This is a genomic window from Actinobaculum suis, assembly GCF_900102025.1.
GTDB classification, from domain to species: Bacteria; Actinomycetota; Actinomycetes; order Actinomycetales; family Actinomycetaceae; genus Actinobaculum; species Actinobaculum suis.
In genome coordinates, this window is the sequence record NZ_FNAU01000004.1 from 24,805 (window position 1) to 40,376 (window position 15,572).

Here is a 15,572-nt window from a genome sequence, read left to right on the forward strand (position 1 = left end):
AGACTCATCACACATTGGGGTATGGCGTGAGATAACCGCGCATCCCGCGTGAAAGTCTCGTTAGAATTACGCCAGCAAAGCCGCAAAAGGAGTGGGCTGTTTTGGCGCTAATAGTTCAAAAATTCGGAGGATCATCCGTCGCGGAAGCGGCGGGGATAAAACGTGTTGCCGCGCGGATCGCGGAAACAGCACGGCAAGGCAACCAGGTGATCGCGGTGGTCTCAGCAATGGGCGATACTACTGACGATCTGCTTGACCTGGCGCACTCAGTGACGGATAACCCGCCGGCGCGGGAACTCGATATTTTGCTCACCGCGGGGGAACGCATTTCGATGGCCCTCCTATCTATGGCCGTCAACGGACTGGGCGTGAAAGCGCGTGCCTTTACCGGGCAGCAGGCCGGAGTGCGTACCGATCAAGAATACGGGTCAGCCTCGATTATTGGGATCGTCCCGGAAAGAATCGTGCGCACCTTGCAAGATAATTGCGTGGCGATTATCGCCGGCTTCCAGGGTGTGAACGAAGATAATGATGTGACCACTTTGGGGCGGGGCGGTTCGGATACGACGGCGGTGGCATTTGCCGCTGCCCTGGGTGCGGACGCCTGTGAAATCTATACGGACGTGGACGGCGTATTTACTGCCGATCCGCGGATTGTTCCGGCTGCTTCGCCGCTGCCCTTTATGACCTATGAAGAAACTTTGGAACTGGCCGCACACGGTGCGAAAGTTTTGCATTTGCGGGCGGTGGAATTTGCGCGCAAGTTCGGCGTGCCTTTGCATGTGCGCTCGTCGTTCTCTAACAAAGAAGGAACGTGGATAGTGGAAGATACCAGCCAACAACTCACATCGGGTGGAATTGAAGAACCAACGGTTACCGGAGTTGCAGCAGATCGCAACCAGGGGAAGATTTCCGTGGTGGGAGTGCCGGATAAACCCGGAGTGGCGGCCCGGATCTTCGCCGCCGTTGCCGAAAAAGACGGCAATATTGACATGATCGTGCAAAACACGTCGCTTTCGCGGAAAGGGTTCTCTAATATTTCCTTCACCGTGCCACGCGCAGACGTAGATAGCGTGGTGGGGGCGCTCAACGCCCGCAAACGCGAACTTGGATTTGAAGACATTAAGGTAGAACCTTCGATCGGGATTCTTTCTATCGTGGGTGCCGGAATGCGTTCCCACAGCGGGGTTTCCGCGAAATTCTTTGGCGCTCTGGGAGACCTGGGCATAAACGTAGATATGATTACCACTTCGGAGATTCGTATTTCCGTAGTGGTAGATGAAGAAGTATTAGGAGAGGCTGCCCGCGCGGTACACACCGTGTTCGGTTTGGATGCGGCGCACGCGGCCGTGGTGTACGGAGGAACAGGACGATGAGTTTGACTCTTGCGGTGGTTGGCGCAACCGGCCAGGTAGGGCGGGTAATGCGCGAGCTGTTGGAAGCACGTGGCTTCCCCGCGGATCGCGTACGCTTTTTTGCTTCGGCACGCAGTGCGGGTACGAAGCTGAGCTACGCCGGCCACGAAGTGACCGTAGAGGACGTAGACGGTGCCGACTATTCGGGTATCGATATTGCAATTTTCTCTGCCGGTGGGTCTACCTCCAAAAAGTATGCACCCCTCTTTGCGCAAGCCGGGGCTACCGTGGTCGATAATTCTTCGGCCTGGCGCAATGATCCGGAAGTGCCGCTCGTAGTGGCGGAAGTAAATCCGGAAGCCCTCGCGCATCGCCCCAAGGGGATTATTGCGAACCCGAATTGCACCACTATGGCGGCCATGCCGATTTTGAAACCGCTCCATGATGCGTATGGTTTGGAGCGGCTCACGGTAGCCAGCTACCAGGCCGTATCGGGTTCCGGGGTGGCTGGCGTAAAAGAACTATCCGAGCAGATTGAAGCGGCCGTAACGCAAGATTATCGCCATCTAGCTTTGGATGGCACGGCCGTGGATTTCCCGGAATCGCATGTTTATAAGGCGCCGATTGCTTTCAACGCGGTAGCTTTTGCCGGCAATTTGGCAGACGACGGTTCGCTAGAAACCGACGAAGAACAAAAGCTGCGCTATGAATCGCGCAAGATCTTGGGTATCCCAGATTTGCGGGTGGCGGGCACGTGCGTGCGTATCCCGGTCTTCACCGCGCACGGCTTGGCCGTGAATGCCGAGTTCAGCGCAGAAGTAGACGTAGCGCAGGCTACCGAGCTAGTGCGTGCAGCCCCCGGCGTGCACGTAGTGGACCTGCCGAATCCGTTGCAGGCAGCCGGCAAGGATGGTTGCTTCGTGGGCCGGATTCGCCGCGATCAGGCCGCCCCGGAAGGCCGCGGCCTCGCCTTCTTCTGCGTGGCCGATAACCTGCGTAAGGGCGCGGCGCTCAACGCCATCCAAATCGCCGAGCTACTCGCCGCGGCCTAAAGTAAGCCGCGGCCTGAGGTACGCAGTTTAAACAAGCCGCGGCCTGAGGTAAGCGCCTAAGGCAAGTGCGCACTACCGCGAGGCTACTCACGTGCTTCTTCCCCGGCTGGGGTGGGCGAAGTATCGTCCGCACCGGCCGGGGTTTCGTTTGCTTCCGGCAGGATTTCCGGTTCGGTAGCGTCCAGGAAAGCCTTTTCGTCCCGGCGGTGCTGGAGCACTTCGGTAATGAAAGACTGCACGGCTTCCGCCTGCGGTACGTCCCGGCCCTGCCGTTCGGAAATGAACCAGCGGTGTTCCAAAATTTCGTGGAAAATCTCTGCCGGTTCAAGCTTTCCGGAAAGCTCAGGTGGGATCGCGGCGATGGTGGGCTCGTACACATCCCGAAGCCAGGCGTGTGCCACAGTGCTTTCCGGCTGGCCTTCTAAATCGTTAGTAGCCGCGTATTCGCCAATATCGTTGAGGATGCGCCGCGCCTGATTTTCTTCCACGTTCAGCCCGGCAAGCCGTTCCACCTTGCGCGCATAATGCCCAGCTTCCACCACCTTCGGCTGAATATTTAGCTGGCTGGCCCCCGGATGGGTAGTAATAGAAAGCTCATCGACGTCGAACCCGAGCCGGTTGAGCCGTTGCACGCGGTCCGTCACTTTCCACTTTTCACCGTGGCCAATCGTGGTTACGGCAGTAACTTCGTCCCACAGTTCGTGGTAGCGCTTCTCAAAATAGTCACCTACGGAAATCGCGTCGAAATCTTCGGGCAAAATACCGCCGGCAATCAGATCCATGAGCTCGCCAATAATATTCGTGCGGGCCACATCCGTATCGTAGTGGCGTTTGCCGTCCGTGATCGGATCGAAAAGCTCCCCGGTTTCGGCGTCTACCAAATACGCGGCGAAAGAGCCGGCGTCGCGCCGAAACAGCGTATTGGAAAGAGAAACGTCACCCCAAAAGAACCCGGCTAAATGCAAACGGACCATGAGCACGGCCAAAGCATCAATGAGGCGATTAATCGCTTCGCGCCGGTGGTCGTGCCCGATCACCGCGCGGTACGGCAAAGAGTAGGGGAGGTGGTCGGTAATGAGGCACGCGTTGAGCGGTTCCCCGTTTTGTTGTACCCGGCCCGTGACGACGGCGGTTGGCGTGACCGTGGGCAAATTGAGTTTGACCAGGCTCCGCAGCAGTTCGTATTCCCGGAAGGCGACCGGTTCAGAAATCTCCTTTACGGCGATCGTCTTCTTTCCGCCCAGCCGCACGAAGCGCACCACATGGCGGGAAATGCCCCGCGGTAAGGCGGCAATAAGTCTTTTCGGCCAGGTTTCGAGTGGGTAAGACCAAGGCAGGTCAATCAGATCGGGTTCGACCTGGGCTGCAGTAATGCTGAGCTCGGCTTTCACACCCCTAGGGTAAAACACTTACGGGGCTTATGCGATCGCTAAAAATAGATAGTGAGGCAGAGCAAATTCGGCGCCGCGTGGGGATGGATTGCCAAGTTTTCGAAGGTTGCCGGGGTGCTAAGTTGCTGGACGGTCGGGGTGTTAGGTTGCCGGATGGTCGGCTTTGCCGGATGGCGAGTTGCCTGGTTGCCGGGGTGTTAGGTTACCGGGTGGCGAGTTGCCTGGTTGCCGGGCGGCCGGTGAGATAAACCACGACGCCGGAGCTACTGGCCCTGTTCTAGGAAGCGCTGCACGAAATTATTTTCGGGATGTTCTGCCAGTTCTGCGGGCGTGCCGATCTGCACCATCCGCCCCTCGTTCATTATCCCAATCCGGGTTCCCAAGGCTAGGGCTTCCTGCGGGTCGGCAGTGAGATAAACGGTGGTCACCTGATTGTGCTGCTGGAGCAAAAGAATCAGTTCGCGAGTGTGAGCGCGCAGGTCCATATCCAAATTGATGAGCGGTTCGTCCATCAAGAAAACCTTCGGGGTACGCACCAGCGCGCGCCCAATAGCCACTTTTTGCCGCTCGGCGCGGGTGAGATCGCCCGGTTTGAGTTCCAGCTTCCCGGAAAGTTCCAAGGCCTCGGCGGCGTCTTCCACGCGTTCCGCAATAATTTCGAGAGGCGTTCCGGCAATTTTTAGTGCGAAACCCATATTTTCGCGGACGGTCATATGCGGATAGAGCGCATAGTTTTGGAAAGCGATAGCTACGTCGCGTAGTTTTGGCGGCAAGTCAGTTACGTCTTCCGAACCGACGTAGATGCGCCCAGAATCCACGCTTTCCAGCCCCGCCAACATGCGCATGGCCGTGGATTTGCCGCAACGCGGCGGGCCCGCGAGTACAAAGAATTCGCCGTCGTTAATAAAAAGATCAAGGTTATCAACGGCGGGTGCAACCGCGTTGGGATAACGGCGGGTTGCGCCGTCGAAGGTAACGGATGCCATGGCCGTCCTTCCTCGGAATAGCCAGATGCGTTAAAAATAAAAACAGAATAGTGGTGGCTCCGCTGGCGAGCAGGCCCATCCCTGAATGCCTGGCGGTGCGAACACTTACATTATTACAGTGCCAAGAGCGGTACGCGCAATTAGCAAGAACACATCACGCGGCGGGTCGCCGCATGCGTAAAATTTACCTGCTGACCTGCTGGGACTTATCTCCCGAAGAGATGTTTATGGAAGGCCCCGAGACCGGTAAGGGGCTGGTTTGGCGCTGGCGTTTTGCGGCGGCGTTACATAGCTCTACCGGAGAGCGAAAACTAAGGTGGCGGGATAGCCAATTATCCTCGGGTACCTTTGGGGTATGCATAGCGACATCGGAGGGTACCGCCTGGTGCGGTCGATCGGCCAGGGCGGAATGTCTACGGTTTACGAGGCGATTGATGGTGGCGGTACGCGTGTTGCCTTGAAGCTGCTACACCCGGCGGCGGTGGCAGACCCGGCCGGGCGGACGCGTTTGCGCCGTGAAGTGGACATGTTGCAACGGGTGAAGGGTCCGTATGTGGCAGAGGTGTTAGATGCCGAGATCGAGGACGAAACTGCCTTTATCGTTACCGAACTGGTTGATGGCCCTACCTTGGCGGAAGACGTGCGCACCGACGGCCCCTATGACCGGCATGACCTCGTAGAACTTGCCACACGGCTGGGGCACGCCGTACATTCCGTGCACGAGATAGGGGTGCTACATCGCGATCTGAAACCTTCTAATGTGATGATTTCTTCGGCCGGCCCGATTCTGATCGACTTCGGTATCGCCCAAACGGGTAGCGATACGCGGCTCACCCAACGCGGTTCGATCACCCACACGCCCGGTTACCTAGACCCGCGCGTGCTCATGGGCGCCCAACCTGATGAAGCTGCCGATTTTTGGGCGCTCGCCGCCGTGATCGCTTTTGCCGCCACCGGCCACGATCCTTACGGAGGAGATAGCGCGCCCGTAATCATGCGTAAAGTGCTCGACGGCGAGGCCGATCTTTCTGGTGTCCCGCCCGCAATCGCCCAGGCTTTCGCGCAAGCCCTGGCCGGCCGGCTGGAAGAACGCTTGCCGTATGCGCAACTCATCGAGTGTTTGCGCGATCCGCAAGCTTGGCAGGGTGCTCCGGTTCCGCCGCCTGCTCCCAACCAGGCCACCCGTGCCTATATGCCGCCGATAGCGGGAGACGGAGAAGGATCTACAGGGGCAGCTGGGCAAAAACCCGGCCTGGGCCGTGCCGCTGGAATGGGCGCTGCCGCCGGCCTGGGTGCTGCGGCCGGCGCGGCCCTCGGCGCTAGCATTGCTTCCGGCGCGGAAATTGGAGCTCGAGCTGGAGATGGCGCCGGCGGCGGCCTTGGAGCGGGCGCTGGCGGCGTTGCTGGAGCGGGCACTGGCGACGTTGCCGGAGCAGGCGTTGGAACTAACGATCCGGATGCTACGCGGCCCTATTCCGGCATTCCACACGATTCAGGCCTAGCCCTAGCTTCTTCGGAATTGTCGGAGGCGGGATCTGGTTACCACGGCGCTGCGCAAGCAGGTTTACAGCCGGGCAGTACCGCACCGGATAGTGACCGCACGCAGGTGCTTAGCGCGGGGCTGGATACTGACCGCACGCAAGTGCTTAGTGCCGGGCCGGTTTTTAACGCGGGGGCGGATAGTGACCGCACGCAGGTGCTCAGCGCTGGGCCGAATAGTGATCGCACGCAGATGCTGCCGGGCGGGCAGGAATCGGCCATGCATGCGGGAACGCCAACTTTGGCCTATCCGGTAGCCCCCAAATATCAGTTAGCGCCCGAGTATTTTGAGGCCGATAACGAATACGAGCCCGCGGCTGGTTATGCGTCGCCGGCGGCAACACCGGCCCCGGCGGTAGCGCCGCAAGCAGCTTCGTATCCGCAAGCGGCGCCGCCGGTCGATATCGCGGTACCAGTGGCGAATAATAATGGCGCCCCGGGCTGGCCGGGTGGCGAACCGCCCGCCGGAGCCGGCCCGAACGTGGGCGTACCGGGCGGGCAAGCCCAGCCCGGCGGCGCCTGGCAAGGCGAACAGGTTGGTGCCTGGCAAGGTGAGCAGGGCGCGGGCTGGCCGGGCGCTCCGGCAGGAATGGCCGCACCTGCACCCACACCCCGCTGGGCGCGGCCTGCTGCCAACGCACCGTTTCTGACTTTGCTGGCCGGATGCATCCTGGTGCAACTATTGTGGCGCTGGCCGATACCCACCGGCCTGGCCTACGTGCTGGGATGTTTCGTTTTGGCCGCGCTCGCGATCACCCGCGGGGCTTTGCAAAAACGGCGTTTTGCGGCGGGCGGAACACATAGTGGCGATTTGCTGTGGGCCGTGGGCAGATTTCCACTGGCTTGCGCGCAAGCCCTGGTAAACGGGATAGGCATGGTGATTACCGGGGCCGCTGGCGGGCTCGCCCTGGCCTGGGTGCTTTATCTTTTTGAGCTGGTAACGGTTGATTTTGCGTTCCTGGCGGGAGCTACCGGTGCAGTGCTAATGTCGTGGTTTGGCCCGGGCGGTGCGTGGACGCGGGAAGGTTCCCGGATCGTGTTTTCCGTGCTCGCCCCTTCGCCCGGTTACCGGCGTTTTTGGGGAGTGCTACTCGCTTTGGGCGCGGTGGCTTTACTGGCCGTCACGCTAAGCACGCCAACCAAATGGGCGCCGCTACCGGACGCACCTTTCTTTATTCCCGGCGCACCCGACGTCGATTTGGAATCCATTTTTGGCTAAATCAAAGGGAATACTGTGGCCGGGTCCGCCTTTGCGGGCTGAGAAAGGCGATACGCTATAAATGATGCTAATGCGCGACGGCGTAGCAAGCGTTCGGCGTCGTCGAAACACTGAAGGAAGAGAATGGCGAAAAACGAAACGAAGGCACAACGCCGTGAGCGCGCCCGCGAGGCGGCCGCGAAACTTCGTGAGGAAGAAAAGAAACGCACCCAACGCAACCGCCTAATCGCGATAATCGTGGGGATCGTGGTGGTGGCTCTGGTGGGAGCAGCGATCTGGTACATCGTTTCCGGCAATAAGAAGTCGGCGATCTCGGATGCGGGTGAACAGTCGAGCACGGAGATCACCACCAAACTGCCGCAGGAAATTAACGAATTCGGCGGAATCAGTATCGGTAAGGAACTGGCTGCCGGTACCTCTAATAGTGGAGTGCCGCGGGTTTCGATTTACTTCGATTACCTGTGCTCACACTGCACGGTTTTGGACGATGAATACGCCGAAACTCTACGGCAGATGGCTCAGGACGGGAAGATTACTCTCGAGTACTATCCCACCTCGATTTACCCGAATATTCCCTTCTCTGCAGACGGGCAGCGCATCGAATTCTGGATCGCGGAGCACGCTCCCGATAAGTATCTGGACTTCCACAATAAGGTGTTCGCGGATATCACCATTCCGCTCTTTGCCCAGCCCACCGAAGGGGGCGTGCAACCGCCAGATGTTTCCGCCCTGTATGACGAAGCTAAACTCGTGGGGCTCAGTGACGAGCAAGTGGCGCAGATGAAGCAAGATATCGACGGCGGTGCTTATAAGGAACTGTCTGAGCAGGCCCTCAAGCAGTTCACCAAGAACGGTTTCACCGGCACGCCGACGATCCTGATCAACGGCAAACAGTACAATGAAAACTGGGCGAATGGCGCCCTGCTCAAGGCCATTGAAAACGCTAAGTAGCAAGGTTTGCTAGCCGTGCTTTGCTAGCCGAGCTTTGCTAGCCACGTTTGGCTCCGCTAGGCGCGCTTGGTTCCGCTAGGCGCACTTAGTGGCAAGCTCGGGCGTAGAACAACCCGGTAGCAGAGCAACCCGGCGGCAAGGCAACCGAGCAACAAAGCAACCGAGCAACAAAACAGCCTGGCGGCAGAGCAACCCGGCGGTGGGGAACCCCGGCGGCAAAACAGCCCGGCGGCGCCGTAATGCGAAGCAAATTACATAACAAAAAGGTCCCAGTGCTGGTCCGTGGCTTATATCTCGGCCTGGCACTGGGACTTTTCCTTAGAAACCGGTACACTTCTTCAGTGCCCGCCTAGCGGGCCACGCCCTTGTAGCTCAGTTGGTAGAGCACCTGTCTTGTAAACAGGGGGTCGCAGGTTCGAGTCCTGTCGGGGGCTCCAGTTTTATTTGCTGATTACCGCCAGCTTCTTACTGTCTGCTCGGCGCTTCTTACTGTCTGTTCGGTCTCCGGTAGTGCTCGCTATTTGTTTGATCGCGCCCGCTGACATTTGCGCGCAAACGCCAGTTTACTGATGTGCAACCATCCGTTAACCTCCTATTCATATTACTTTCTCGGCGTAATCAATTTGGGCTTCCGGGTGTTTTTATCTCTTTCGCGCCGTGTTAGCTTTTTTCTAAGCCACAACCGATGGCCAAAATAGACAGTTGGCGGAATGCAGGATGTACACCCGCGGGCAAGGAGGCCCTGGCATGGAAAACGCACAGCAAAAAACGCACAGAAAAAAAGCAGTCGGCGTCGTTATCGCAGTAATCTGCGTGGCCCTTTGTGCGGCTGTAGTTTATGGTCTCATGCGCTCTGCACGCAGCACCGCGGAGCCGCCCGCATCGGTATCGCGCGAGGCCGCCGTCGCCAAGATGCGGGAATGTACGGACGCGTATGCGAACACGAAAACCTACACCCTCGAATCTGGCCGTACGCTGGTAGCGCCGGTCACTTTTCTCGATCCGGAGGATGTGGCTACGTGTTGGCGGGAAAATAACCCGGAAGAAGTGGCCTTTTTGGAAAAGCAGGATTGTTTCCCGGCGCAGGTTACTGAACAAAACTGGGATAACGCGTGGGCGTGCGCCATGGAATGGGACGCAAACCTTCCGGGTACAACGTGGTACCTGAGCAAAGTGAAAAACAGCTTTGGGGTGATGCCAGATAGCGTGGCGGAAGCGATAAAAGCTTACAAAAAGACGCCGAACGCAAAAACTCTGCAAGAAATAGCAGAACTGGTACCAAGCACCAGCTCCAACCAAGAAACCCTTGCTGCCGAAGCTGCCGCGCACGGGGTTACGCTGGAAGTTGCACCCTAGCCATTCGCTACCGGTAAAGACCAGTCAATAGGCGCCCCTCCCTGCGCAACCAGGAGTTCGTTTGTGCGGGAGAAGGGTCGGGATCCGAAGAATCCGCGCGAAGCGGAGAGCGGGGAGGGGTGCGGGCTTTCAATCGCCGGGATCGAACCGAGTAGCGGACGTAATTCTTGTGCCTGCCGGCCCCATAGAATGGCCACCAGTGGGCCGCCGCGCCGGGCAAGGGCGCGAATCGCGTGGTCGGTGATTTTTTCCCAGCCGTGCCCGCGATGCGAGGCAGGTTTCCCGGGTTGCACGGTAAGCACACGGTTTAGGAGCATTACACCGCGTTGGCACCACGGTGTAAGGTCTCCGGTGGCTGGGGTGCCAACTCCGACGTCGGCCTGCAATTCTTGAAAAATGTTACGCAGGGAACGCGGAATTGGTTTTACTTCCGGAGCTACCGAGAAACTCAGTCCAACTGGGTGGCCGGGGGTAGGATACGGATCTTGGCCAACGATAAGCACGCGCACATCCGCCAGCGGATAAGTGAAAGCGCGCAATACGTTCTGGCCGGCCGGGAGATAACCACGCTGTGCGGCGTTTTCGGCGCGCAGGAAATCTCCCATGCGGTGAATATCTGGTTCTACGCTGGAAAGTGCGGCAGCCCAATCGGGGGCAATGATCTCGGAAAGCGGTTGCATAAACCCCAGGGTAGTAGCCACACCGCCAAAACGGGCAAAGCTTTCCGAAAGGTATGGGGTTTCCCGAAGGTGTGGGGCTTCCCGAAGGGCGTCCGCCGGGGTGGGGTTACCCGAAAGAGCGCCGGGGAAAAGCGCCGGGGGAACACTAGGGAACAAGAACAAAGAAGGAAGGCGAATCGGGTACGTGAGTGCTGCAGAAGAACGCAAGGCGAAGGCGGCTGCGCGCGAGGCGCCTACCCAGGAACAGCCGGCCGCTACCCAAGGACAGCCCGCTACTCAAGAACAGCCTGCGCGCGAGGTGCCTAACACACTTGCCACCGAGCCCCTTACTGCCGCGGAGCAGAAAGTCTTGCATAATGAGAAAACCTGGCGTTCGCGGTTTCGGCGCAAAGCGGCATCGATCACCGCTTTGGGGATGACAGAAACCGAGTACTACCTGCTGGTGGCGAGTGCCGTGGAAAAGCCCGCGGCGGAGTTAGCGGATCCGGAACTAGTACGCCGGATCCGGAATTTACGCGCAGAGCGGGCTAGGGAGCGCGGCACATTCGGGCGTGGGGAATCGTTCCCGCAGAGGTGAAAGGTTAGGCTAGAGCTGTGGCTAAGAAGTATCCGGAGGACGAATTCGATATCGCGGCACGCCAGCGAGTAACCCAAGGCGCGCACCGCAAACAGAAATCGAATGCGAAATGGTGGATCGCCCTGGTGGCGGTCTTGATTTTGGCGCCCCTCGTGGGAATTGGGCTGATAAAGCTCAATAATGTAAACGTAGATTCCTTGGTGAAGGAATCTCCTACCCCGGCCGTGGTAGAAACGGCCACGCCAGAACCGGATCCCTCGGCTTCTTTGCCGGTGTATGGCGAAGGCGAACAGCCCGGTGAAAGCCCGATACCGGAACCCGGCCAACCGGTGGAACCGGGTGCGAACGGGGCAGAAGATGGAACCGAGGCAAATGCGGACGCGGCGGAAGCAGAACCAACCGAAAATCCCACGCCCCAGGCCGATACTTCGAAGTCTATTTCCTTGCTCAACGCTTCCGGAATTAATGGCTACGCGGCAAAGAACCAGAACCTTCTCCTAGAAGCCGGATATACGAATGTGGCGATTGGTAATTACCGCCACGCCGCCCCGGCCCATAGCCAGATCTTCTACCCGGCCGCAGCCGATCTACCTACCGTGCAAGCAATTGGTGCGGCATTAGGGATCACCGATTTCGTGGAAAACGCACAAGCCACGGGTGGCAACCAGATCGTCGTCGTACTCGTGGACTAGGCGAAACCCACCGCGCGCGAACGCGCCGAATATGAGGACCCGGCGGGCGTGCTTGCCGCGAAAGCCCACCGCGCGCGGACGCGCCAGCCACCGGATCAGTGAGAGCACTGCCTGGGCGGTACTTGTGATGGGCGAGGCTCCCGGTGAGGTGTGCTAACCCGTGGCCGCAGCGCGTGACACCCGTGCGGCAAACCCTGTTTGGTATTGAAAAACCGCCGGTATTTCTTCCCACTCTCGCCAGGCGCGAAAAGTTGAGTTCCAAAGACTCAAGTTTGCGGCGCGCAGTTTTCCGTAAAAGGGCGGAAAATCGCGGGTTTGTGCCGTATTTGCGGCGAGCGTGAAGCGTGGCTCAATATTTTCTAAAACTTGCACTCTCCGGGTTCGAGTGCCAAAATTCTAACTGGCACTCGAAGTGACAGAGTGATAATTCGTTCGGCCGATGAGGAGCTTCCAGCCGCTATGGAAAACGGTTGGCGCTTCGTCCGTCGCGGGCATCAGCCGGAAACATCCCTAGGGGAGGAAAATCCGTTATGGCAAAGACCATTCTTTTCGATGAGGATGCTCGCCGCTCTATGGAACGCGGCTTGAATCTTCTCGCCGATACCGTCAAGGTGACTCTTGGGCCCAAGGGCCGCAATGTTGTTCTGGACAAGAAGTGGGGCGCCCCCACGATCACGAACGACGGCGTTTCCATTGCTAAGGAAATCGAGCTGGAAGATCCGTACGAACGCATCGGTGCGGAACTGGTCAAGGAAGTAGCGAAGAAGACCGACGACGTGGCCGGTGACGGTACCACGACCGCTACGGTTCTGGCGCAGGCGCTGGTTGAGGAAGGCTTGCGCAATGTGGCAGCAGGCGCGAACCCGATCGCGTTGAAGAAGGGTATCGATAAGGCAGTCAAGGCGGTTTGCGCCAAGCTGCTCGAAGACGCCACCGAAGTTGATACGCCGGATCAGATTGCTTCTACCGCCGCCATTTCCGCGGGCGATCCGGAAATCGGCAAGGTCATTGCCGAAGCTATGGATAAGGCCGGCAAAGAAGGCGTTATTACGGTGGAAGAATCCACCGGGCTGGAGCTCGAACTGGAGCTCACCGAAGGTATGAACTTCGACCGCGGCTACCTTTCGCCGTACTTCGTAACCGATTCCGAACGTCAGGAAGCGGTACTCGAAGATCCGTACATCCTGCTCGTAGACAGCAAGATTTCCAATATGAAGGATCTGCTCCCGGTGCTGGAGAAGGTCATGCAGGCGGGCAAGCCGCTCTTCATCGTGGCAGAAGATGTAGAAGGCGAAGCGCTGGCCACCCTCGTGGTCAACAAGATTCGTGGCGTCTTCAAGTCGGTAGCCGTGAAGGCTCCGGGCTTCGGCGATCGCCGCAAGGAAATGCTGCAGGATATGGCAGTGCTGACCGGCGGCCAGGTAATTTCCGAATCCGTGGGTCTGAAGCTGGAGAACACGGACCTCTCCATGCTCGGCAAGGCCCGCAAGGTTGTTGTTACCAAGGATTCGACCACTATCGTGGACGGCGCGGGCACGGCTGAAGATATTGAAGGCCGCACCTCGCAGATCCGCAAGCAGATCGAAAACTCCACCTCCGAATATGACACGGAGAAGCTGCAGGAGCGTTTGGCGAAGCTTGCCGGTGGCGTGGCCGTAATCAAGGCCGGCGCGGCTACCGAAGTGGAACTGAAGGAACGCAAGCACCGCATCGAAGATGCCGTGCGGAACGCGAAGGCCGCGGTTGAGGAAGGCATCGTCGCCGGTGGTGGCGTGGCCCTCATCCAGGCCGGTGCGGAAGCATTCGATTCGCTCACCTTCGATGATAAGGACGAAGAAACCGGTGCGGAGATCGTACGCGTAGCCATCCAGGCGCCGCTCAAGCAGATCGCGATCAACGCCGGTATGGAAGGCGGAGTCGTAGCCGAAAAGGTCAAGGGCCTGGGCAAGGGCGAAGGCCTGAACGCGGCTACCGGCGAATACGAAGACCTGCTCAAGGCTGGGGTTATGGACCCCGTCAAGGTGACCCGTTCTGCACTCCAGAACGCGGGCTCCATCGCGGGTCTGTTCCTCACCACGGAAGCGGTTGTGGCCGATAAGCCGGAACCGGAAACCAATAACCAGGGTGGCGAACAGGGCGGCGGCATGTACTAAAGCGCCCCGCGCGTGAGCGCGGCCGTGAATACACATACGCGCTCTAAATAACGACGCCGAACGGGCGGGCAACTTTACGTTGCCCGCCCGTTTTGTGCTAGCTACGTGCCGCTTCCGCAATCCGACTTTTTGGCCGCGCTCGATATTTTTCTTGGGGTTGGCGGTGCTAGGGGTTTGCGGCGCTGTGAGAAGGCGGTGCTAGGGGTTGGCGGCGCTATTCTTCCGGTTCGCGCTCCACTCCGTGCGTGGGCGCGGGCGGCAAATCCGGATTAGCTTGGGCCCTAATATCAGACAAGAGTTCAGGATCGAGGCGCGGAAGCTTCCCGGTTTCAGAGGCCAGAGTTTTATCACGCAAAGGCGAATCGGCCTTGGCCTCCAAAGCTTCCCGCACTTCCCGTTCCAAAGCTGCAGCATGTTGGGATTCCTCAATCCGCCGCAAGATTTTCTCCGAAACTTCTTCCCGGCGCCGCTTACCCTCCCGAGCTGCGCCCGCGGCTGCCGGTACAGCTGGAACCGGAGCGGCAGGAACTTTAACGGAAGCCGCCGTAGCGGATGCCGGTTTAACCGGGGGAGCTGTAGCGGAAGCAGCCGTAGCGGAAGTAGCTGTAGCGGAAGCAGCCGTAGCGGGTGCCTCGGCGTGTGGGGCAGCGGCCGGCTCCGCCTCTGCCTCCGCGAGCGGTTCGGCCGCCGGTTCCGGGGTGGGGAAGCCGGGTGTGGGCAAATATTCTTTACCGCGCGGGGCCGGACTGTCCGTGCTCCGCAATTCCGGATAAGCCGCCAAGATGCGGTCAAGTTCGGCGGTGAGGTTCTGCCGTGCCGAGTTTTCCCATTGCCGGGCGGTAGGCGTGAAATACAAGTATTTGCGGGAAAGTAATTTCTGGATCACGCTACTGCGGCCGCGGTAGTAGGAAGAATCGTCATAGAACGAGTATTCGCGGCGCAAGCAGTCCAAATAGGAACGGTAGTGTTGCGGTGGTTCTGCCAAAACTGCCAAATGTGCATCACGCAAAACCATGAGGTCAATATCGCGCGGATCTACCGGTCCGCTCGTCGAACCGCCAATCACTGCCCACTTTTCGGGATGTTTACTGGCCATTCCACGAATCAATTCCGCTACGCGTTGGGAAGCTTCTTCGGGCACGTCTAATTCTCGCAAAGCCGATTGCGCGGCCAAAGCCGAAGCGAACTCGTTTTCGCCCGGGTTGCGCCGGGTGCCGGCGTCTTTCGGCGTCGTAAATTCGACGCCGTGGTACCACGCGGCTAAACGCACTACATCGGGTGAGTGGGTTTCGGTGATCAGTGCCTCTAAATCTTTGAGCATCGCTACCACGTGCGAAAGGCCGTGGAAAGTGCGGGCGGGGTCGCTCCAGCGAGCAATCAACTCCGCACTGGCGGCTTCGATTTGTTCACGCGGGGCCGGGGAACCGAGCCCTCGCACCGAACGGTAGTAGCTTGCAGGCAACCACGCAGGTATTTCACCCATGAGACCTCCCCGCGGGCTGTTCCCGCGCATCGCTGCCGCCCCCGTGGTGGGCGCTAACGTAGTGGCAGTCTAGTCGGCAAAAACATGGGCGGAGCAATAACAAGGCCTAGGCGGTGTGAAACCGCAAACGTCCGCTCA

12 protein-coding genes and 1 tRNA gene are annotated in these 15,572 nt (G+C 59.0%); 9 read left to right on the top strand and 4 right to left on the bottom strand.

The annotated features are described in order from the left end of the window. The first annotated feature begins 101 nt into the window (after positions 1-101). Complete coding sequence (locus tag BLT47_RS03130) at positions 102-1,376, top strand: aspartate kinase (RefSeq protein WP_049619126.1); 1,275 nt, start codon at positions 102-104, stop codon at positions 1,374-1,376. Next, positions 1,373-2,407: an aspartate-semialdehyde dehydrogenase gene (locus BLT47_RS03135; RefSeq protein WP_074661510.1), complete on the top strand. Its 1,035-nt coding sequence runs from the start codon at positions 1,373-1,375 to the stop codon at positions 2,405-2,407. The genes BLT47_RS03130 and BLT47_RS03135 overlap by 4 nt, the downstream gene beginning before the upstream one ends. 83 nt (positions 2,408-2,490) lie before the next feature. Here BLT47_RS03135 and BLT47_RS03140 read toward each other — a convergent pair whose 3' ends face one another. Then, positions 2,491-3,798, bottom strand: a complete 1,308-nt coding sequence (locus BLT47_RS03140; RefSeq protein ID WP_065415619.1) for a DUF4032 domain-containing protein — start codon at positions 3,796-3,798, stop codon at positions 2,491-2,493. 263 nt (positions 3,799-4,061) lie between these two features. Next, the gene (locus BLT47_RS03145; protein WP_053093590.1) at positions 4,062-4,784 is read right to left on the bottom strand and encodes an ABC transporter ATP-binding protein; all 723 of its coding nucleotides are present in this window, start codon (positions 4,782-4,784) and stop codon (positions 4,062-4,064) included. Between the two features lie 355 nt (positions 4,785-5,139). Between BLT47_RS03145 and BLT47_RS03150 the strand changes: the two genes are divergently transcribed. The 4 genes from BLT47_RS03150 (at position 5,140) to BLT47_RS03165 (ending at position 9,849) form a co-directional block, all read left to right on the top strand. Continuing rightward, positions 5,140-7,542, top strand: a complete 2,403-nt coding sequence (locus tag BLT47_RS03150) for a serine/threonine protein kinase (protein WP_074661514.1) — start codon at positions 5,140-5,142, stop codon at positions 7,540-7,542. Positions 7,543-7,665: 123 nt separating this feature from the next. Then, positions 7,666-8,493: a DsbA family protein gene (locus BLT47_RS03155; RefSeq protein ID WP_049619129.1), complete on the top strand. Its 828-nt coding sequence runs from the start codon at positions 7,666-7,668 to the stop codon at positions 8,491-8,493. 361 nt (positions 8,494-8,854) lie between these two features. Continuing rightward, positions 8,855-8,930 (top strand) — tRNA-Thr (locus tag BLT47_RS03160). A gap of 409 nt (positions 8,931-9,339) precedes the next feature. Continuing rightward, positions 9,340-9,849, top strand: coding sequence for a hypothetical protein (locus BLT47_RS03165; protein ID WP_143021755.1), 510 nt, complete (start codon positions 9,340-9,342; stop codon positions 9,847-9,849). On the opposite strand, the gene BLT47_RS03170 is transcribed toward BLT47_RS03165, so the two are convergent. Then, a complete protein-coding gene (locus tag BLT47_RS03170) occupies positions 9,846-10,529 on the bottom strand; it encodes a uracil-DNA glycosylase (protein ID WP_074661716.1) in 684 nt (227 codons plus the stop codon). The two genes, BLT47_RS03165 and BLT47_RS03170, sit on opposite strands and share 4 nt — an antisense overlap. 184 nt (positions 10,530-10,713) lie before the next feature. On the opposite strand from BLT47_RS03170, the gene BLT47_RS03175 reads away from it, so the two are divergent. From BLT47_RS03175 to groL, 3 genes are all read left to right on the top strand, one after another. After that, complete coding sequence (locus BLT47_RS03175) at positions 10,714-11,106, top strand: DUF3263 domain-containing protein (protein WP_065415621.1); 393 nt, start codon at positions 10,714-10,716, stop codon at positions 11,104-11,106. Between the two features lie 17 nt (positions 11,107-11,123). Beyond that, on the top strand, positions 11,124-11,798 hold the full coding sequence (locus BLT47_RS03180) for a LytR C-terminal domain-containing protein (protein ID WP_074661521.1): 675 nt from the start codon (positions 11,124-11,126) through the stop codon (positions 11,796-11,798). A gap of 530 nt (positions 11,799-12,328) precedes the next feature. Continuing rightward, entirely contained in the window at positions 12,329-13,951 is a 1,623-nt protein-coding gene (gene groL / locus BLT47_RS03190; RefSeq protein WP_049619134.1) for a chaperonin GroEL, read from the top strand. A 214-nt stretch (positions 13,952-14,165) separates the two neighbouring features. On the opposite strand, the gene BLT47_RS03195 is transcribed toward groL, so the two are convergent. Then, positions 14,166-15,434, bottom strand: a complete 1,269-nt coding sequence (locus BLT47_RS03195) for an HD domain-containing protein (protein ID WP_074661525.1) — start codon at positions 15,432-15,434, stop codon at positions 14,166-14,168. Positions 15,435-15,572 lie beyond the last annotated feature (138 nt).

Excerpts from the sequence above, each read along its gene's own strand:
- BLT47_RS03155 (WP_049619129.1), top strand. The coding sequence starts at position 7,666 with ATGGCGAAAAACGAAACGAAGGCACAACGCCGTGAGCGCGCCCGCGAG.
- groL (WP_049619134.1), top strand. The coding sequence starts at position 12,329 with ATGGCAAAGACCATTCTTTTCGATGAGGATGCTCGCCGCTCTATGGAA.
- BLT47_RS03135 (WP_074661510.1), top strand. The coding sequence starts at position 1,373 with ATGAGTTTGACTCTTGCGGTGGTTGGCGCAACCGGCCAGGTAGGGCGG.
- BLT47_RS03145 (WP_053093590.1), bottom strand. The coding sequence starts at position 4,784 with ATGGCATCCGTTACCTTCGACGGCGCAACCCGCCGTTATCCCAACGCG.
- BLT47_RS03170 (WP_074661716.1), bottom strand. The coding sequence starts at position 10,529 with ATGCAACCGCTTTCCGAGATCATTGCCCCCGATTGGGCTGCCGCACTT.
- BLT47_RS03150 (WP_074661514.1), top strand. The coding sequence starts at position 5,140 with ATGCATAGCGACATCGGAGGGTACCGCCTGGTGCGGTCGATCGGCCAG.
- BLT47_RS03195 (WP_074661525.1), bottom strand. The coding sequence starts at position 15,434 with ATGGGTGAAATACCTGCGTGGTTGCCTGCAAGCTACTACCGTTCGGTG.
- BLT47_RS03165 (WP_143021755.1), top strand. The coding sequence starts at position 9,340 with ATGCGCTCTGCACGCAGCACCGCGGAGCCGCCCGCATCGGTATCGCGC.